The 20676-nt window shown below is 65.0% G+C and carries 10 protein-coding genes; 8 read left to right on the top strand and 2 right to left on the bottom strand.

The window, feature by feature from the left end; genetic code table 11:
* Positions 1-618: 618 nt before the first annotated feature.
* Positions 619-6255 carry a DUF6531 domain-containing protein gene (locus RQH14_RS16025; protein ID WP_311214162.1) on the bottom strand — a complete coding sequence of 1879 codons (5637 nt, stop codon included), beginning with the start codon at positions 6253-6255 and terminating at the stop codon, positions 619-621.
* A gap of 160 nt (positions 6256-6415) precedes the next feature.
* Entirely contained in the window at positions 6416-6697 is a 282-nt protein-coding gene (locus tag RQH14_RS16020; protein ID WP_144653423.1) for a pyrophosphorylase, read from the bottom strand.
* 235 nt (positions 6698-6932) lie between these two features.
* Here RQH14_RS16020 and RQH14_RS16015 point away from each other — a divergent pair, with 235 nt between their 5' ends.
* From RQH14_RS16015 to RQH14_RS15980, 8 genes are all read left to right on the top strand, one after another.
* On the top strand, positions 6933-9791 hold the full coding sequence (locus tag RQH14_RS16015) for a hypothetical protein (protein ID WP_311214161.1): 2859 nt from the start codon (positions 6933-6935) through the stop codon (positions 9789-9791).
* On the top strand, positions 9788-11131 hold the full coding sequence (locus RQH14_RS16010) for a hypothetical protein (protein ID WP_311214160.1): 1344 nt from the start codon (positions 9788-9790) through the stop codon (positions 11129-11131). The genes RQH14_RS16015 and RQH14_RS16010 overlap by 4 nt, the downstream gene beginning before the upstream one ends.
* Positions 11132-11188: 57 nt before the next feature.
* Positions 11189-15478, top strand: coding sequence for an FtsK/SpoIIIE domain-containing protein (locus tag RQH14_RS16005; protein ID WP_311214159.1), 4290 nt, complete (start codon positions 11189-11191; stop codon positions 15476-15478).
* A gap of 75 nt (positions 15479-15553) precedes the next feature.
* A complete protein-coding gene (locus RQH14_RS16000; protein WP_311214158.1) occupies positions 15554-17536 on the top strand; it encodes a serine/threonine-protein kinase in 1983 nt (660 codons plus the stop codon).
* A gap of 182 nt (positions 17537-17718) precedes the next feature.
* Positions 17719-18276 (top strand): SRPBCC family protein, encoded by a 558-nt coding sequence (locus tag RQH14_RS15995; RefSeq protein WP_311214157.1) that lies wholly within the window; start codon positions 17719-17721, stop codon positions 18274-18276.
* Positions 18277-18429: 153 nt separating this feature from the next.
* The gene (locus RQH14_RS15990; RefSeq protein ID WP_311214156.1) at positions 18430-19050 is read left to right on the top strand and encodes a hypothetical protein; all 621 of its coding nucleotides are present in this window, start codon (positions 18430-18432) and stop codon (positions 19048-19050) included.
* A gap of 119 nt (positions 19051-19169) precedes the next feature.
* Positions 19170-19913 carry a YcnI family protein gene (locus RQH14_RS15985; protein WP_311214155.1) on the top strand — a complete coding sequence of 248 codons (744 nt, stop codon included), beginning with the start codon at positions 19170-19172 and terminating at the stop codon, positions 19911-19913.
* Positions 19914-20018: 105 nt separating this feature from the next.
* Positions 20019-20654, top strand: a complete 636-nt coding sequence (locus RQH14_RS15980; protein WP_311214184.1) for a DUF4232 domain-containing protein — start codon at positions 20019-20021, stop codon at positions 20652-20654.
* Positions 20655-20676 lie beyond the last annotated feature (22 nt).

Genomic DNA, 20676 nt, shown 5'->3' with positions numbered 1-20676 from the left:
CCAGCCGGGTCGGTCAGAGTTCCCGACGCATTCCACATCCTTAGTGGCGTTGAAGCCAATAGGAGTCCCCTCCAGGGACTGGGGCAGTCAGCTCACCACTCCAACCGGTACTCGGCGGAAGGAAATCGATCAGTTCAGTCGACTTTTTGAAATGAATAGACCATAGGAGTTACGCCGAGGACCTCATATAGCTTCCACGTTGCTTGCGTTGTCGCCCCGATCTGGAAAGAATATCGTCCACCACCCGACAAATCCGCCGCCACAGCATCCCGGTTCGACTCGGTGATATCCCTAGTCAGAGTCAGGGTCCCGCAATCCGAGGTACTGATTTGAACCCGAGACCAGGAAGCACCACCACGGTTCCCCCCTGACGCTACCCCGCCTTCAGCACCCGTAACCGTGCACTCGATCGCAACCCTATGAGTCTCGTCATACGCATCCGAAACCGGCGGCACAACAAATATGGCTATGGGGATTAGCAGGAGTGCACATCCAAGGACAAACAGAACCCACCGGTCCTTCCGCAATTGCTTCGCCGACTTTCCAGACGGATGTCTTGAGATGTCCCGCCTAGGTGATGTATTCATGTTTCTCTCTTTAGGCTCCATTGGATTGATGTCAAGGTGCGCGGTGAACACCGGCCACAGGTCCCTTTGCACCCAGAAAGAACCCCTGTGCTGCAGCCGAGAGTATCCCGGCACGAGAAGTGTCCGCACCGGGGCGGACCCATTGGTTTACTGCACCCTGGGCACCTCCAATGATGTGGTTCGTTGCCTCGCTCCACCCCAACGTCCAACGTTGGACATTGGGTGCGATCAGACGAGGATTCCAACCGGTAGGGTATACCGGAGCGACATTTATGCGCGAAGTCACAAACGTTGTGAGTTTACTTCCAGCAACGCCAAAGACTGAGCCGGTCCCAAACCCTGTCACAACAGCCCCAGCATAACCGGCGAAGTCTTTGACTCCAGTGTTGTTGAACTGGTAGTTCAGGACATTCGATGTGGACCCGGAGGTCCCGGCCGCCGTAGCAGCTCGTCCCGTGCTGCTAAAAGTAAATCGAAGAGCGGACTGCGCTGTGGTTGTTCCCCATCGAGCTACGGACGGGGCGGACTTGGCCATGAGGCTGGCGGTTCCCCCACCGACAAGGCCTGCTGCACCCCCGACAAGCGCATCGACCCCCACCTGTCCCCAATTCACCTGGCCCGTAATTTTCTTCTGCGACGCGATTGATACCCCACCGCCTATAAAGGCACCGGAAGCCGCGCCGATCAAAGCAACACCAACGGGTCCCCCAACTCCGGTGAACATCAGGCCCACACCAACGGCGATTGCGGCCCCGGCAGCGACGTATTCCCAGTTGTCGTTCCACCAGTCTCCTGCTGCGGCGAGGGCGCCGCGGGAGGAGCCGTCGTAGGCTTTCAGGTCCTCGTCGGTCAGGGGTTTCAGGCCGGTGGGGTCAGAAGTGTTGAGGGGGTTGTTCCCGGCGTAGGAGTAGGGGTTGCCATCCCAGCCCGCGCCCAGGACCGGGGCGAGAGGATCGGTGGAGAGGAATCCCCGGGTGGCCGGGTCGTAAGCGCGTTTGCCGAGCCATTCGAGCCCGGCGATGTCGATCCCGCCACCAGCGGTCAGGCCTATCCCGGCGGGTAACACACCACCCAGACCACCAGCATTAGCAACTCCAGGGCTGCCCGGGTTGGGGGTGGTGGGGGTGCCGAGGACGGCCCAGGGATCGTGCTGATCGGTGGGTCGGGCGGCACGCCACCCGGGCGCGGTCCACGCCTCCCCGATGCCGGTGACCCCGCCGGGCAGGGACAACACCTGGGTTGTGTTGGCACCGGCGAGGGTCGGCACGGGCGCGGCGGTGTCCCACCACAACGGTGTCCCGTCCACGGTGGCGAGTTCACCGAGCGCGTCGACGTGGAGCCGGTGCCTGGACACCTCTCCCCCGTCCGGGTCTTTTTCGATGGTGCCGGTGAGGTAGCCGGTAGGGCCCCAGGCGTATTCGGTCCAGGACCCGCCCGGGTCGATCACCCGCACCCGCCGACCCAACCCGTCATACACGTACTCAGTCCGGGACCCGTCAGGGTCCGTGACAGTAAGGAGCTGCCCTGCGGCGTCGTACTCAAAGGTGCGGGCCCCGGTGGGGGTGGTTTCGCGGAGCAGCCGCCCACCGGCGTCGTACTCCCACCCCACCACCGAAGCCGACGCCGACGCGTTGTGGCTGTCGGTGGTGGTGGCGGAGATCAGTTGCCCGGCGGTGTCGTACCCGTACCGGGTCACGGCCCCGTTCCGGGACAGACCGGTAATCCGCCCGCCGTCCTCACGGCCGATCAGGGTCACATCAGCAGCACCCGGGCCATCGGTGGTGTGGGTGCGGGCGTGCTCGACCAGGCTCCCGCCCCGATACACCCACTCCTGGGCGTAGTTCCCGGCCCTCGCGGTGGTGATCCGCCCGGAGGGGTCGTGGGTGAAGGCCGCATCCCCCAGCAACGGGTTTGAGACCTTCACGACCCGGCCCGCGGCGTCGCGGGTATAGCGGGTGGTGGTGCCGGTGGGGTCGGTGAACGCGGTGCGGTTCCCGTCACCGTCATACTCCCACCCCAACGCACCGGTCCCGTTCCCGTTGCCGTTGCCGTTGGACTTTCGGGTGAGGAGGCCGCGGCGGTCAAAGCACAGTTCGTGCTCCACCGCATACCCCGCCCCACCCGTATGGTCGGTGATGACCACCCTGCGGCCGGCCACGTCACGTTCAATGGCGGCGATCAGTGCACCGTCCACCGACGTGGACGCTTCCCGGCCCGCGGCGTCGTAGGCCCAGGTGGTGGTGCGCCCGTCCGGGTCCGTCTGCGAGAGTTGCCGCCCGGCCGGGTCGTAGGTCGCCGTGGTGACCCTCCCGAGCGGGTCCGTGACACTAGCGACTTGGTCCGTGGCCGTATACGTGCGGGTGGTGACCCCACCATTGGGGTCGGTGATGCGGGTGAGCCGGCCGCGGATGTCGTACTCAAACCCGGTCCTGCCACCCACCCCGTTGATGGTGGACACTAACTCCCCGGCGAGGTTGTATTCGAAGCGGCGGGTCCCGTACCAGGAATCCTGGGCGAAACTCAGCCGCCCGCACCGGTCATACCCGTACCGGGCCGTCCCCTCCCCCGGAGTATGCTTCGCGGTCAACCTGCCACACGCGTCGTAGGCGAACGTTTGGACCTCACCGGTCGGCAGTCTCCTCGCGGTGAGGCGCTGGTCGACGTCGTAGGACAGTTCCGTGACCGCCCCGACCGGGTCAATGCTCTTCCACGGGCGGCCGCAGTGGTCGTACTCGAACCGGGTCACCGCCCCCGTCGGGGAGGTGATCGAGGTGATCTTCCCCGCAGCGTCACGGCCCAGGACCGTCAACCCGCCCTCACCATCGACCAACTCGACAGGGTTGCCCGCACCGTCATAGGTGATGAGTTCCGCGGACCCGTCGACAGATTCGATTTTCGTGGGCCGGCCGTACTCATCAAAACTCAACGTCGACGACGCGAAGGCGTCGGTCAGGGACGCCGTCCCGTTGGACCGGTCCGTGACGGCTCCGGTGCGGACCCCTGTCGGATCCACGACGGCGGTCAGGGCGCCGACCGTGTCGTACTCCCGCACCCAATCATGCCCGGCAGGATCCGTGATACCGATGAGCCGGGAGAGGTTGTCATGGGTGAACCCCCACGACGCCCCGTCCGGCAACACCGCGCCGGTGAGGTTCCCGAGCGCATCAACAACCCGCTCGATACTGCGGCCGAGCGGGTCGGTGGTGCGGGACAGTTCACCGTTGGGGGCGTACTCGAACACCGTCCGCCCCCCATCAGGGGCAACCACCGCGGTGGTCCGGCCCGCGGTGTCGTGCTCGAACGCCCACACCGCCCCATCCGGATCCACCCGACGCACCAACACCCCCGCCCCGTCATAACTGAACCGGGTCTCGGCCCTCGAGGGGCTCACCGCCGTCACCGGACGGCCCGCCCGGTCCCGCACAATCCTCGCGGTGTCACCTGCGGCGTTGGACGTTCCGGTCAGGTCCCCGAACTCGTCGTACTCAAAACCGATAGTGACCCCGACCGGGTCAGTAACCCGTTCCAGGAGCCCGTCCCGCCACTGAAGCTCGGTCCGGCCACCCAACGGGTCAACCACCACGGACGGGTCCCGGGACAGCTCATCGGCGTACTCATAGGTCACGGTGGCACCGGAAGCGGTCACCAGCGTGGTGATACGGTCCTGCCCGTCCCACCCATATGTCAGGTCCGCGCCCTCCGGGGTCACGGTCCGGATCTTCCGGCCCCGGGTGTCGTAACCATGGACCGTGACCGCGCCGTCACGCTCGGTCAAAGACACCAGGTTTCCGTGCCCGTCATAAGACATGGACTGGCGCCGGTCCTCGGCGTCCAGCACCCCCACCAGTCGGCCCTTCGAATCAGCGACCCAGGAATTCGACCGGGACCCGTCCTCATCAGAGACCACCGTGACCCGGCCCGGCAAATAAGCGAACCGCGTCCGCCGCCCATGCTGCGTGACCTGCATGATGACCCGGCCGGCCTCGTCATACATGTTCGCGGCCTCCACCACACCCGCAGCAGAAACGACCGACCCGATCAAGCCGGCCTCGTTCCACCCATACACCCGGGTCCCGGTCTCCGTGCCGACCGTGACCAAACGGCCCTCGGCGTCGTAACCGTACTCAACCCGGCGCCCATCCGAACCCCGCACCACCCCGACTACACCATCAACGTGATCGATCTCCACAAACCGGCCCCGCACATGCACCAACCGGTCAACCACACCCAACCCACCATCGACCGGTTCAGCGGCGGCGTCTGCGCTGGCATCCACGCCGGCGGGATCCATAACATCGGACGCCACAGCATCGGATACGGTCCCTGAGGGAGCACCACGGTGGGCGGAGATGGTCCGGCCGGGGCCGGCCCCGGTCCCGAGCCACACCCCGGCAGTGGTGTAAGCCCACCAGGCACCCTGGTTATCGGTCACGACCAACACCTCGGTAACACCGGCGGGGACCGAGGTCAGCTCCGCCAACCACGGTTCCGCGACCGGGTGGCGGGTGAGCCAGAAGTTCTCCCCAACGGCGCGGGCCCAGCCCGCACCCTCACGCGGGAAGTCCACCGCCCGGCCGTCAGCCATCACCCACCGGCACCCCTCATCGGTCAGGACCAGGTGCTGGTCCAGCACCGAGGCCCACCCCGGACCAAACACCCCAACAGTGTCCAGGCCAGAGCCGAGGGAGTTATACATCCTTGTGACCGCCAGGTCCGCGGCCGCCCCGGCGAACCCGAGATCGGTTTCGGGTTCGATGAAGTTCCCTGTGGCCGTGTTCACCGGATCATTGGCATACCCGGACGAGGGCACCGCCCCGGCCGCCGTCGGCGGATCAATGACCAACCCCGTCCGGGTCCCCGAAACACCCGCCGCGGCCAACGCCTCGTTCACCGCAGCATCCGACAGGGTCGAAACCGCGCCCTCACCCCCGGCAGCAGCAAACGCGTCCGCGACCACCAACGCCCACCCCGCGTCCGCCTCATTCGCCGCCAAATACTGCCGGAACGCCGTCACCACACCCGCAGCGTCAATCCGGCCCCACCCGCACCGGTCCGCGAACGAAGACAACTCCGACTCCAAAGACCCCGGCACCGACGCAACACCCTCATCCAGCCCACGCGAACCCGCAGCGAAAGAACGCAACGACTCCGGACGCGCCGAGGACACCCCGCCCCCAAACCCACCACCCGGGCCAGGAGTCTCCCGCGACCCCGGCACCGGAGACTCCGAAGGGAACGACGGCGCACTCCCGGGCTCCATATTCGGACGAGCCTCCTCACCCCAAAGGCCGTCACCAAACTCCTCAAGCCAGTTGCGGTTGTTATGCCGCCGCACCCACTCGTTGTTCTCCCGCCGCCGGTCATCCTCGTCCCGCGCCTCGGAAATCATGGTGCCCACATACCCGGCCACCATGCGTAACGCCGAGGCCAGGGACTCCGCATCCCGTGCCGCCGTGGCCGCGTTCGCCGCGAACACCTCCGAGAAATGCCCCCGGAAATCCTCCCCAGCCGAGGACACCAACGGCGTCCGCGAGCCCGAATGCTCCTCCACCCGCGACGCTGCGGACTCAAAAGCACCCTTCACCGACTCAGCAACCCCATACACAAACCGGCCACCATGGGCACCATCGGAATCCGGCAACAACGGCATCTCAACGAACTCGGTCACAACCACAGCCCCCCACAGAACAAGAACGCGAACAAAACCAACAAACCCGGCACCACAACCACAAGAGCCGGTGCAAGAACACAGCGCAACGGCCGGGCAACCACACCACGCATCAACGCAGCACGATCACCCGGCCCCCACACTCACACCAAAAAAAGAATCAGGCCCCGCCACCAGCAGAGAAAATGTCCTGCGAAATCTTCTGCAACTGACCCCGCAACTGCTCCAGCTCTTCCCGCGCCTTATCCAACGCAGCCTTCGTCTCCGGCCACGTCGAACCACGGAACTCAGCAGCCAACGGACCATCCCACACATTCGGATCCGACAACACACGACCCTGCGCATCCAACGCCGAAATCTGATCCGTAAACCCACCAGTAATAATCGACTGCACCTGACCAATAGCAGCCTTGGCCTGCTCAGTAGACAACACACGCGACATAGAACTTTCCTCCCAATAAGAACAATCGCAACACCCAAGCCAAACCAGCCCAGGCAACCAAACACCCCCAAACTACCAACACCAAACAATAAATCCAACAAACAGACAAACAAATCTCAATGGACATGACATGACTGTGAGCTGCAGTGATACCCGTGCAGCAGGATTACTCCATTCGGGAGCGCAACCCCTTATGATACTCAAGGCACCGTGAACGGAAAGAGGGGGACGATCCATGCCCAGGCAGGCTAGTTTTAACCAGTACAACCCGGGGCGTCGTATTCCCCCGGGCCGTGTACTGGGCATCGCCCTGATAGCACTGGGACTGATCGCGACCACGTCGTGCACGCAGACTCCAGAGCCGAAGCCGGTGTCCGACCCTGTCAAACTCCTGCAGAGCGTCCGCGTGGGCTTGTCCCCGGCCGCCGGAGTGCAGAAGATCGAGGGCACTACCATCTCCGTGTCCGCTGCGGGTGACTCCTCGGCGGAAAACACCACCTATGACACCGCCCAGGTTGTGGGCGAACTCCCGGTGCGCGTGAGCCTGCAGTACCGCGCCGGCGAGAAATCGGGATCCGACCTCGCCGAGTTGAAAGGCCACACCGGCCCGGTGGAGATCAACCTGACGCTGGAGAACCTCACCGTCAAACCACAGACCATCCAGTACGATGCCGCCGGCCAGGCCCGTTCTGACACTGCTTTGGTCGGTGCCCCGCTGACAATCGCCGCGTCCACCAAGCTCCCCGGCATCCGGGCGGACGACGTAACACCCGGCTCGGCCGACGGCACCACGGGTACCAACGGAGTCCTGAGCAGTACTGAAGACGGTGCCACCGTAGTCCAGTGGGCCACCGTCCTGGCTCCCCCGCGTTCCGGCGCCAGCACCACGCTGCGTCTCGCCGCCGACGTGAAGGACTTCCAGGTTCCCGAGTTCGACGTCGCCGTCCAGCCGGGCCTCAATACAGACCTCAGTGCCAACGGTGTGCTTGCCAGCGCCTTCTCGTCCGGAACAGGCTCGGAGATGGAGTTACAGCGGCGCACCATTTCGCTGGTATCTGATGTCAACACCGTCCTGGCGAAAGCCGGATCCACCATCACCGATGTCCGCCGGAACCTGCAGGCAACGTCGCAGACTCTCGGCGCGAAGACAGCCGGTGAACTGCGGGACAACTCCCAGGCCCTTGCCGCGACGATGTCGGACCTGAAGCAGCAGCTGCAGGTTCTCGGCTCTGACCTGGAGTCTTCAACTACGGCCACCCAGTCCACCACCATGTCGCAGTTGAAACTGACGGTCTCCGCCGTGGACGCGATGCTGGGCGACACTTCCGCCACACCGCCGGTCACCCCCATCACAGGCGACGGCTGCACCGCTGAGGTGGCCAAGGCCGCGCCCTCAGCCACCGTGTATTCCAGCGTTCTCACCATGTCCTCACAGCTGGATGCCTATGCAAAGGTCAGCGCTGGTTGCCGTGACACCGTCGCCGGTGCTCTCAAAGCAACCATGGGACCCGAGAACCCTACCCCTGCAGAGTGTGCTGAGCAGGGTTCAATGACCTGCTCCCTCTACGGTTCCGCCGTCACTGTCACCGGAGCGCTTCTGGGCCTGGTCCAAGAAGGCGACAAACTCGTCTCCGGCCTTCAGCCGCAGGTGGTGGAAGGTGCCATCAAAGACCAGGCGACGTCCGCCGTCGCACTTGAAAAGGTGCGCACGGACCTCGGTTCGATGCTTGACGGCTCCGGAACTTCGGAGGATTACAGCAAGGCACTCGCGGCACTGGATGCAGCCATCAAGTCAGCCGCGGACTCTGCAGCTGCAACCCGAAAAGCAGCCACCGCGGCGCAGGACAGTATTGACACCCTCCGTGAGAAACTCCTCGCCATCGCGGCCAATGCCAAGGCAGCAAAGGGCGAACTCGGTCAGGGAACCTGGCTGAACGGCTCCATGCTGCAGCAAAACCAGAAACTGGCCGACGAACTCTGCAAGCTGTCCGACGACGGCCTCATCCCTGGCAAGGGCAAGCTGTCCGCCAAGGACGTTGACAGGCTGCGTTCCTACCTGACGTCAGTGCCGTGCGAACCGACTGATGAAGACGGCAACCCCTCACCCGCACTGAATCCGCCGCCGGGCTTTAAGGAGCCCTTGGACGTTCGGCTCGAAGCTCAGTCGGCTGCCTGGGATGAAGTGCTCGCAGCGACTGACACCACTGCCGCCGACCAGGTAATTGGCCAGGCCTTCACGGCCTTGGAGACGACGTTCGACGCCGCCGACACCAAACTGGAAGCGATCAGGACCGCCGTCAAGACGCTCGACGGCGCCGCAACAGGAAACGTGAACGGAACCAAAAAGGGACTCGAGGCGCTCGACGCTGCCCTCGCTGACGCGATTGAATCTTCCGGCACAGTGACCACTGCACTTGCGAAATTGAAAGAGCAGCAGGACATGCTAGGCGACAAGATCAAGGAATCACTCCGCGACGTTTCGGCCGAAACTGCTGCAGAGGTCTACAAAACCGTGGACGAACAAGTGCGGCAGGTTGCCGATATCGGCGATGCCAGTTCCGAAGCCGTGACTTCAGCGTTCAACCGGTCCATTTCCGGGCTGAAGGCCACCTCGGACGACGTTGTGAAAGACGCCGAGGGAACGGTCAACAAGCAGCGTGACGAGCTCCTGGGGCAGAGTGGTGACCTGACCGCCGCCCTGTCCAAGAGCACCCAGGCCTCCTTGGACAACATCGCAGCCAGCACGTCGGGCTCCACCCGCGACGTCGAAGGTGCCAGCGCGCTTCTCGCGTCCAGCCTCAACAAGGTGATGCTGGACCTCGGGGACAGGGCGGTGAACGGTTCAGGCCTGCTCGGCTCGATGGCCACCAGCGCGGCAAAAGCGGACACGGCGGACTTCCAGTTGGCCCTTGCCTCGCAGAACGCCGAAGGCTACGCAAACATCCGCTCCCGGGACGTGGCAGGACTCCTGTTGCGCCAGGCCCAGTTCAAGGCCTCGCTCACCGCAGTGGATGAATTGCCGCCGTTCCAACTCGAAGTGCCGGCCGGCGCTACGTCTCAAACGCTTTACACACTGAAGATCGGCGCAGCATGAGCCCCCGCGCACGTCTGATCGCCCTGATTGCTGCGGGAGCCGCCGTCGTCATTGCTGCAGCGGCAGTCCTGGTGATGACGCTGAACCGTCCTACGGAAGCTCCCCGGCCCGATCCTGTGGCGGCAACAGTTCCTGTTGCCCTGAAGGCTGATGGCCTGCCGGCGGACTTTTCGATCGGCGTCGTCATGACGTTCGGCCAGTCCGGGGAGCCCGGTACCGAATACAACCGCGCAGCACAGGGTGCTGTGGTGGCGGCGCAGCGTTTCGCCCAAAGCGGGGCCAAAGTCGCTCTCCCCACCCAGAACGACCAAGGCACCGAAGACGGCGCCCGTGCCGCAGTCGGCGCCCTTGCCGAACAGGGTGTGTCCGGCGTCGTTGTGGCAAGCACCGGGCCTCAGGCCCTTGCCGCCGCGAAGGCGGCCGAGGAGCGCAACCTCCCGGTCATCCTGCCCTACGCCGAAGCCTCCGAACCCACTCAGACCACGTGGACGACGGGCCCAACGGCAGCCTCTGTCCAGGCCGCTCTGGGTACCGTTCTTGCTGGCAAGAGCCGGGTGCTGCTGGTCAACGACGGCGGCCAGGTCCCGGCATCCGTCACTCCCGCTGACACACTGACGCTGGATGGCTTCTCCGATGTCTCCGGCTTGGCCCAGGAAGCCGCCATCCGCACAGGCGACCAGCTTCGGCCGCCGTCCAAGGATGCGCCGGCTGATGCTGAGGGCACCCGTATTGCCAACCCCGCAGATGCTGTTGTTGTGTCGGCGGCAACGCCGCAGCGCCTCGCCCGCCTGGTCCAAGCCCTCCAGTCACGCGACGTGTCAGTTCCGCTGGTACTTCCCGACGGCGCCATCACCCCCGCGTTCGCATCCTCGCTCGCGGAGCTGGACGGCACCGCTTCAGGACAACTGGTCAGCGTTGCCCCGGCCACCGGAGATGCAATCGCACTTCAGCAGGATGCCCAAGGGCGGGGAATGTCCGCGTTCCTCTCCGGCATCAGATTGGCTGGAGGGAATCCGGAGGTCAAGAACCTGACGGACGATACCCCCTTCTCCGCCGATGCGTGGGCCGCGGACGCCCGCAGCCATGACGCCGTGGTGGCCCTGGTCCGCGCGGCTGCACTGGCTGGGAGCAAGGACCCGTCGAAGGTCGCAGCGTCGCTGAACACCCTGTCCTTCGGCCCCGGGGAAGGCCTCGCCGGTCCCCCGCTCGACTTCACGCAAGCCCAGGCACTGACCGCTGATGCGATACCCGTCTTTGCGTCCCCTCAGGACCTCGGTCTTCGTCCTGCAGACGAGAACGCGCCGCGGCTCGTCTGGGTACCGGCACCAGCCAGCCCTTAACAACCCGTTCTGTCCCCACGCCTGTGGGGAACAGTTCCACTATAGGAGGAGCGCCCGGTGCGTGTGCTGATCGACCTGGACGATCGTCGTTTCGAGTGCGAGGTTGCCCACGCTGCGCCCGCCATCACGTTGTCCGACTTAGTGGAAGCCGCCGGGGGACCCCGTGTTGGCCCTGAGGAACCTGTGTTCGTCAATGAAACAGAGGTTCGTGGGGCCACACCGCTGTCCGAGCTGATTCTGCTGGAAGGCAGCCGCATCTCACGTGCACCGTGGCCAATGCCTCACCGCGTGCGTGATTGGAGCCTCACACTGGCCGGCGGTCAGCGTACTGGAGGCGTGGTGGACGTTCCGCAAGGACGCGACATGCTCATCGGCAGATCACCCCACGCCGATCTCAGCCTTCCTACTGAAAGTGCCTCATGGGACCACTTCCGTCTTCACCGTGAAGAGGAGGGGCTCCGTGTGGTGGATGGCGGTTCCACCAACGGCACTTTGGTCAACGGGGAACCTGTGGGCAAGGACGGGGTTCTGGTCACTCAAACGGCCACCATCACGGCAGGCGGCACGGTCCTTCTCCTCCGCCCTGCATTGGACGAGACCCCGGCCCCCGCGCCAGGCAGCCTGCACAACCTGACGCCAGCAGCCACTGCTCCCTTTAACAGGCCACCGCGACCCGGCCGTGCACCGGCCGGGGATCCTTTGGTCCCGCCGAGCCGCAAGGATGTTCCCCCGGCCAACAAGTTCAGCTACATCACGGTGCTGGCTCCGCTGGTCATGGCGGTTGCGATGGTGATGATCCTCCGTGACATGCGGTTCGCCATGTTCGCCATGCTCAGTCCGGTGATGGCTGTGGGCATGTGGTTCGAGCAAAAGCGCCGCCATGCCCGTGGCCTGAAGGAAGAGGCCGAGCGCTTCGACGGAGCGCTCAAGGAGTTTGGGAAGCAGATCCGCACTGCCGCCGAGGTGGAAACCGCCCGGCGGCACAGGATGGTCCCCGATCCCGCCACAGTGGTCCGCCGACCTGCGCTTCCGGCAACGTCACTGTGGCAGCGGCGTGCAGACTCGGACGACTTCCTGGCCCTGCATGCGGGCACGGGTGATGTGCCGTGGAAGCCTGAGGTGGACCGTGCTGCGGGCTCGCGCCCTGACGAAAAGGTTAAGGAAACCCTCACGGCAGCCCGTCTCCTGGCAGCCCCTGTGCTGGTGGACCTGACCGACGCCGGCGTAGTGGGCATTGTTGGCTCGCGGGAAGGCGCCTTGGCATTGGCCCGCTCCCTGGTGGCCCAGGCTGCGGTGCACGTTGGTCCGGCAGATCTGACGATTGGTGTCTTCTGCGACGCCGGCCGGGCCGACGAATGGGAATGGGCCTCGTGGCTCCCCCACACGCGCCAAACCGGCAGCAGCACGGGCGATCGCTGGATGTCCGCGCACCGTGAGACCAGCCTGGCCATGCTGCGCATGCTGAAGGACTCAGTGGAAGAATTGCCCACCCCAGCGCTCATGGTGGTCCTCGATTCCGACGTACTGACAGAGGGCAGGGATGCCCCGGCACGGGCCTTGCTCGGCATGGGGCGTTCCGTTCCCGGGGGCCATATCAACCCGCAGCAGCGGCCACCCCGCGTGGCGGGCATCGTCATAGCGACGTCCGAGGAGCAACTGCCGGCCTCCTGCACCACCATCATCAGAGTTGGCACGGATGCTGCCGCGGCCGTTGACCAGCCCGAGGACCTCACTCGTGTGGAGGACGTCATCTTGGCAGGCCTCGACCAGGAAGAAGCCCTGCGCTGCGCCACGCGACTGGCACACTTCGATGATCCTGAACTCAGCGTTCCAGGGGCATCCCTGCCCGCCTTGGTGCGGATGCCGGGCCTTCTTGGCTATGAGCGCCCCGACGCAGCGACCATTCGCAGACTGTGGCAGGCCCCCACCGGAGTTTCCACCCCCATTGGCACCGGCGAAAACGGGCCACTCACCCTGGACCTGGTCAAAGACGGCCCACACGGCTTGGTAGGCGGTACCACCGGATCCGGAAAGTCCGAGTTCCTGCGTTCCCTGGTGGCCGGACTCGCGGCCCGCAACGATCCCACCCTGTTGAACTTCATTCTGGTGGACTTCAAGGGTGGGGCCGCTTTCAAGGCCTGCGAGCGTCTACCCCACACTATTGGAACCATCTCCAACCTGGACGAACAGCTGGCAGACCGGGCCCTGATCGCCTTGGAAGCAGAGATGGAGCGCCGCCAGCGGGTTTTCGCGGAGGCAGGCGAGGGCATCGATAACCTCAATGCCTATTTGGCCACCAACCCGGCCGAACCGATGCCACGCCTGTTGCTGGTGGTGGATGAGTTCGCCATGCTGGCCAAGGATTTCCCGGACGTCCTGACCGCTTTGGTCAGCATTGGCGCTGTGGGACGCACCTTGGGGGTGCACATGATCCTGGCGACGCAGCGCCCGGCCGGTGTGGTGAGCGATGACATTCTCGCCAATACCAACCTTCGGGTGGCGTTGCGCGTCCAGAGCCGCGACGACTCCAACAACGTTATTGGCGTGCCCGCCGCCTCGGCCATCGGCAGGGCCCAGATGGGCCGCGCCTTTGTGAAGCTCGGCCAGGACGACATCACGCCCGTCCAGACCGCGCTGGTCACCGGACAGGCACAGCTCGACGGCGGTCCCGCCGTCGATGTCCGCGACATCCGGCAGTTCGGTGTCCCGGCCCCCGCTCCTGTACTTCCGCGGTCCGCTGCGATGGACGAGAACGATCTGGATCTCCTCATCGACGCCGTAGTGCAGGCCAATGCCGAGGCGGGATACGCCCCTCCGAGGCAGGTTTGGCCGGAGGCGCTGGGCGAGCGGGTGGAACTGGAGGGATTCCTGACGGAGGAGTCTCCGGAGGGCGCCGCTGCAGCCAGCCATCCAACTGTCGGCAGCGTGCAGGGGTCTACCGTTCTGGTGACCTTGCTGGACGAACCTGAGCTGCAGCGCCAGTCGCCCGCCGGCTGGGACCTGTCCGTGGGCAACCTGATGCTCATGGGCGTGGCGGGCTCAGGTACGAGCACCACCTTGGCGACCATCGCGATGACCCTTGCGAAGGACGCCGATCCGGCCGATTTGGACCTCATGATTCTGGACATGGGTTCCGGTGATCTTGAGATGCTTAAACGCCTGCCGCACACCGTGGCCTATGTGGGAACCGGCGCCGGCGCGAAGGAGCAACAAGCCCGTTTCCTACGGCACCTGAATACCGAACTGGAAAGTCGCAGGGCAGCACCGGGTACGCATCGGCGCACTGTGGTCCTGCTTGACGGCCTGGCCTCCCTGCGCGATGAATTCCAGGACTTCGAAGCACAGCAACTCCTGGGCCTGTTGTACCGGGCCTATGCCGACGGACCGGCGCTGGGGCTCTCCTTCGCTGTGACCACTACCCGCGCCAAAGCAGTTCCTTCTGTGATGAATGAAGTAACGCTGCAGAAATGGCTCTTCCGGCTTGCCGACACGTATGACTACTCGTCGCTCGGGGTGCGGGCGAAACACGTCCCGGCTGCCCTCCCAGGACGCTGCGTGGATCCGCGGACCTCCCTGCAGATGCACGTTGCGACTCCCGGCATCGGGTTGGAAGCCGCTGTGGACCGTGTCCGCCAACGCTGGGGAGACGCGCCTGCCAAGACCACGGCAATCAAGAGCCTGCCCACCGACGTCACCATGGCGGATCTGGGTGTGAAGCCACAACTGGAGACCGAACCGTGGCACATCCCCGTGGGAATCCGCGAAACGGACCTCTCACCGGCCTTCCTGGAAATTTACGAAGGCGAGCACGCCCTCATTGCCGGCCCGGCCCGTTCCGGTAAATCCACCGTGCTGTTGGCCTTGGCCGAGGCTGTCCGTGGCGTAGCCACTTCCCGGGGACCGGCCCAGGTCTGGGGCATTTGCGACCGCCGCTCCCCGTTGGCCACCGCTGCTCTGGACCGCGTAGCCGTAGGCACGGACGAAGTGCCTGCGTTGCTGGCCTCCCTGCGGATCGAGCGCGGCACGGTGTTCCTGCTGATCGACGACTCCGAACGCTTCGAGGATACCGATCAGTCCATTGCGGGGATGATCGCTTCAGGGCCTCCGGGGCTCTGCATCGTCGCCTCGGGACGGGCCGCTGACCTGCGTGGGCTGTACAGCCACTGGACCAAGTCCATCCGCAAATCGCGCCTCGGCGTGGTGCTCCAGCCCGACGTCAATTATGACGGCGAACTGCTGGGTGCCACCCTTCCACGGAAGGCACCCGTGGCGCTCACCGCCGGACGCGGATACCTCGGTGTGGGCGGGCAGATGTCGCTGATCCAGTCACTGAGCCCCGGGAGCTAACCCAGCAGCAGACACTTCGCAGGGGACCGCGGGATAGCCTCGGGAATCAGATCGACAGCTTTGGAGAGTACGGACATGCAATTGGCACAAACGGGTCAGGCGTTGGGCGCGTCCTACCGCTTTGGGGAGCGCGTGGGCTCTGGGGCTGTGGGCGAAGTCTGGACCGTCACGTCCACCGACGGCCGCACCCTGGCGGCCAAAGTCCTGCGCCCGGAGCATGCCGATGACCCTTCCCTGGTAGAGCGGTTCGTCCGAGAGCGATCCGTGCTGCTTGGTCTGCAGGATTCAAGCATCGTCACGGTACGGGACATGGTGGTGGAGGGTGAACGGCTGGCCATCGTCATGGACTACATCGCGGGTGGCTCGCTGCGCGACGTCGTCAAAGACAGTGGCCCTTTGCCTTCCGGAGAGGCTGTAAAAGTGGCCGCCGAGATTTTCGATGCCCTCGCCTTTGCCCACTCGCGGGGAGTGACGCACCGGGACATCAAGCCGGACAATGTGCTCCTGGCCCGCCCGTGGGCCGAGTCTGAAAGCGGCGACGTGCGGGTCTCCGACTTCGGCATTTCCGACGTCGTGGGCGAGAAAATCCGCCAAACGACCGGCCTGATCGGCACTCCGCAGTACATGCCGCCCGAACTCATCAGCCAAGGGCGGTCAGGCCCCGCCGGAGATGTCTATTCCACGGGCGTCCTGCTGTACGAACTCCTTGCCGGGCGTACTCCCTTCGCAGGTCCGGGCACGGACTTCAGCGTGGCTTACCGCCATGTCTCATCGCGCCCGCCCCGTATTCCCGTCGACGATGCCCTGTGGAGCGTCCTGGATCGGATGCTGTCCAAGGACCCCAACCAACGCCCAACAGCCGGTGAGGCGGCTTCGAACCTCCGGCGCTTGGCGCCTGGACTTGCCGGCAAGCCTGCTCTCTCCCGGGGGACAGCGCCTGAGGAGTTCGACGACGTCGAACGCCCGGCCACCGTTGTTCGCGGCGCCTTTACCGATGACGAACTTACCGCCTTTGCAGCGGCGCCATCTGCCGGCGTCGATATGGTTGCCCCGGATCTGGGCCAGGCAGGCAGCGCTACCATCGCCCGTCCCATGCCGCGCCGCGAAGTCCGCCCACAGGCGGAGGAACGTTCAGAGGAAAAAGACGCGACCCCGTTCTGGCGGACACGCAAAGCGTTGCTTCTGGGCGCTGGCGCGGTCTTCCTGATCGTGGCGATGGTGGTGGGTTTCATCCTTCTATCCCCCACCAGCACGCAGGTAGCTCCCACGCCGCCTGGACAACAATTGTCGGCCCAGTTGCAGGACCCTGCCCTGCCGACCGGCCTGACCATTTCACGAAGCGCCACGTACGAGCCTTCTTCCGGTCAGGTCCGTTTGACGGTGTCCTACTCAGCGCAGAAAGCGCCGTTGTCCGGTGAGTTCCTGGAGGTCATTCCCGGTCTTGCCGATGGCGAAACCTGCCCGGCTGTGACGTGGGACGGTGGCACTGTGAGCCGCAACCAGGCTTCCATCTCCGGACTGGACGTTGAGTGCGGCTGGAAGCTCTCCGGGGTGGAGATTCCTGCCGGAGGATCAGTGCAGTTGACCGCCAAGGTACCTGTGCAGCCCGCGGACCAGAAGGCAATGGATGCCTGGCTCCGCAGCGGATCGACGGCAACCACGGCTGCCACGCAGAACCCTGCGGTCAAAGGCACCGCGTACCCGGTGCAACGCCTTAAGGGTGTAGAGGTCCGCACCCCTGCACGCGTTGTAACGCCCAGCCCCCTGAAAATCACGCTCGTCCCCGTGTGGGCCGGCGGTGCCGATGAACTCAATCCCCTCTACATCAGCCCAGCCTCAGGTAAGGCATCCCAGATGCTCGCTGCCGTCACCGGCGGTGAGCAGGGGGTGCGGTTCGCCGATGGCTGCGGCGGGGCGCTGGCAGTGGACAGCTCCGGGCTCACCGTAACAGCCCTGCAAATCACGCCACAGTGCACGGTCCGGGCCAGCGTGGGAAATTTCACCGAGCTCAAGTCAGCCCCGTTCGGCATCACCTCCCGGGAGAACTCGGGCGAGTAGCTCCCCCTGCGCCACCGCCGAGGGGCGGGATCTCAACCCTTTCACGCCCGGCGAGGGGCTGGATCTCAACCCTTTCACCCGCTCAAAGAGGCGAGAGCTAACCCCTCGGCGAAGCCAGGAGTAGATTAGCCCACGGATGCCACAAGACACCCTCGGAACCAGGACGGTCCTCGGAGGCAACAATGGCCGGGCACACCAAGAAAACAACCAAAAGCACCGACTACGAGTTCGTCACCGTGTGGCGAGTAGCGGGCACCCGCCAGGAAGTGGTGGACATCCTTGGTGACGCCGCCACGCTCAAGCAATGGTGGCCCTCCGTCTACCTCACGGTTACTCCCGTGGCCGACGGCGGACCCGGCGGCGTTGGCGCAACCTTCGACCTCCACACCAAGGGCTGGCTTCCGTACACCCTGCGCTGGCGACTCACCATTACCGAACCCGTGAGCCTCGACGGCTTCGCCCTCACCGCCGCTGGCGACCTCAATGGAACAGGTCGCTGGACATTCGAAACCGACGGCCCGGAAGTGGTCATCACCTACGATTGGCGGGTCAGCGCTGCCAAGCCCCTCCTGCGCAGGCTGAGCTGGCTCCTGAAACCCGCATTCTCGGCCAACCATCACTGGGCCATGGCGCGCGGCGAGGAGAGCCTCAAACTGGAGCTCCGCCGTCGTCGTTCCACTTCCGCAGCGAAAGTGCCTCAGCCCCCAGAAGCAACCTTCGTCCGGCGGGCGAGGGGTTAGCTCTCACCTCTTTCGCTGCTGCCAAAGAGCCGGGATCCCGCCCCTCGGCGCACATATCCACATAGCCACCCATCCGGGGCCAGACCGGCGCCGAACTCCCGATAGAATCAAGACGCCGACAACCAAACACCAACTGAGATCAGGGAGGACCACGTGCGCACATCGCGGACCCGGGTTCCCTTCCACGCCCTGCGGTCGGGCACGGTCTCTCTTGTGGTGGTTCTCCTCGCAGCAGGTGCCCACATTGTGGGTGGCGGGACGCTTCCCACGGCCCCGGTCCTTTTGGCGCTCGTGGTGCTGACAGCTCTGGTGGCTACGCTGGCTACCCGTTTCAAGCTGAACCTCGTCTCCATGGCGGGCCTCTTAGGCGCGGGACAATTGGTGCTTCACGAGGCCTTCACCGCGCTGGGACCCATCACGGCCACGGGTCCGGCAGCAAACCACCACCTCGGCGGCGATTCCTTAAGCCCCGGCATGGACCTTGCAGCAGCGCACACCCATGAGCTCGGGACGGCTTTCGGCACCCTGATGCTTGTGGGCCACGTCATCGCTACCTTTGCTTCTGCGATCGTCCTCACCAAGGGTGAAGATGCGCTCTGGCAGTTGGCGGCCTGGCTACGTCCGCTGCTCGCCCTGCCCACCTTGGTGTTCAGGCCCGACGCCGGTGCCTCGCCTGCCGCGGTTGGCGCACCCGATGTCTTCATCCCCCGCCCCTGGCGGAACCTCAGGCAAGACAGCCGACGCGGCCCGCCCGCCGTCGTCGTACTTCCCTAGTTCCGCCCGGCACCAAGGCGACGCAACAGCGCGCCGCAAAAGCAAAGCCTTTGCATGGTGACGGGCTCTCAACCCGTACCCCCGCGCCGCCTCAGCCGGCGCCCCCGAAAGGCAATCCCATGAACAAGTCCGCCCTCCGTCGCACCCTTTCCGCTACCGCCGTCGCCGGTGGAACCGCCGCCCTGATGATGGCAGGCCTGGCCGGAGCCTCCGCCCACGTTTCCGCCGACCCGAACAAGACCGCTGCCAACTCGTACGCTTTGGTCACTTTCGGCATCCCCCACGGTTGCGACACGTTCGGCACCACAAAGGTTGCCATTTCACTCCCCGAAGAGCTGAATGACGCACAGCCGACCGTCAACCCGAACTGGACCGTGGAGAAGGTCACGGAGACCCTCGCCGAGCCCAAGAAGCTGGATGACGGAACCACCATCACCAAGCGCACAAGCCAGATTGTGTACACGGCCAAGGCTCCGCTTGACCCTCACCTGCGTGACGCATTGGTCCTGTCCGTCAAGCTGCCGGACGCCGTCGGCAAGACCCTCTACTTCCCCACGCTGCAGACCTGCGAACAAGGCCAGACCGATTGGTCCGAGATCGCCAAGGAGGGCCAGGACCCCCACGATCTCAAGGCTCCGGCGCCGTCGGTCACCATCACCCCTGCTGCTGCAGAAGGTGACCACCACGCTGCAACCGCCGTCTCCACAGAGCAGGCTTCCGCAGTGACCTCCGACGACGGTTCGCAGGCACGCAGCTGGGCGGGCCTCATCGCCGGCATCGCTGGTTTGGGCCTGGGCGGTGCGGCGTTCTTCCGCAGCCGCGCTGCCAAGCCCGCGGTGGTCAAGGCTGATTCCTCCAAGTAGTTGACCTCTGGATTGGCGCCCGGAAGATTACGATCCGGGCGCCAATCCAGGTCCTTCGCCGTGGCTGAATTGACTCACGTCACGGCCGGGACAAGGCTGGTGCCCATGTGGACTCAGCGCATTAAAACCGGACTTGTGACGACGACGGCAGCCGCTTCACTGCTGCTCCTGGCAGCCTGCGGGCCAAGCCCCAGCCCGGCGGGAACCAGCAGTGCCCCGCCCACTTCTTCAACCCCGTCGGCTTCGTCGACTCCCAGCTCACCTTCGGCAACGGCCACAATGACGCCATCGGCGCCCACCACGTCGGCTGCGCCAGCAGGCGCCACCCAGTGCAAGGCAGCGTCCCTGACTGCGGCTACCGATTCAACCGGCGGCGGAGCGGCAGGCAGCATTTACGAGAAGCTGATCCTGACGAACTCCGGCACCACGCCGTGCACACTGGAAGGCTTCGCCGGCGTCTCACTGACCGCCGAGGCCAGTGGTGAACCGATCGGCGAACCGGCAACCCGCGAAACGACCACCCCGGTCACCAAGATCGAACTGGCCCCAGGTAAGTCGGCGTGGGCCGAAATCCGCTACACGCAGGCCGGAAACTACGGCGATTGCACCAAGGTCCCCGCTGCCGGTTTCCGTATCTACCCGCCGAACGACACCGCGTCGCTGTTCGTCGCCGAGGCGCATGATGCGTGCAGCAACGCCGGTATCAAGCTCCTGACCATCACAGCATTCCAGGCAGTCTGACACTGTCTCCACGGCTCCGTCT

The organism is Arthrobacter sp. WCS2018Hpa-7, from assembly GCF_031843805.1.
GTDB lineage: Bacteria > Actinomycetota > Actinomycetes > Actinomycetales > Micrococcaceae > Arthrobacter.
This window is presented reverse-complemented; position numbering and strand designations above follow the sequence as displayed.

What these genes read in the sequence shown, in the direction of transcription:
- RQH14_RS15985 (WP_311214155.1), top strand. Translation starts at nt 19,170, where the DNA reads ATGAACAAGTCCGCCCTCCGTCGCACCCTTTCCGCTACCGCCGTCGCC.
- RQH14_RS15995 (WP_311214157.1), top strand. Translation starts at nt 17,719, where the DNA reads ATGGCCGGGCACACCAAGAAAACAACCAAAAGCACCGACTACGAGTTC.
- RQH14_RS16000 (WP_311214158.1), top strand. Translation starts at nt 15,554, where the DNA reads ATGCAATTGGCACAAACGGGTCAGGCGTTGGGCGCGTCCTACCGCTTT.
- RQH14_RS16015 (WP_311214161.1), top strand. Translation starts at nt 6,933, where the DNA reads ATGCCCAGGCAGGCTAGTTTTAACCAGTACAACCCGGGGCGTCGTATT.
- RQH14_RS16020 (WP_144653423.1), bottom strand. Translation starts at nt 6,697, where the DNA reads ATGTCGCGTGTGTTGTCTACTGAGCAGGCCAAGGCTGCTATTGGTCAG.
- RQH14_RS15980 (WP_311214184.1), top strand. Translation starts at nt 20,019, where the DNA reads ATGTGGACTCAGCGCATTAAAACCGGACTTGTGACGACGACGGCAGCC.
- RQH14_RS16010 (WP_311214160.1), top strand. Translation starts at nt 9,788, where the DNA reads ATGAGCCCCCGCGCACGTCTGATCGCCCTGATTGCTGCGGGAGCCGCC.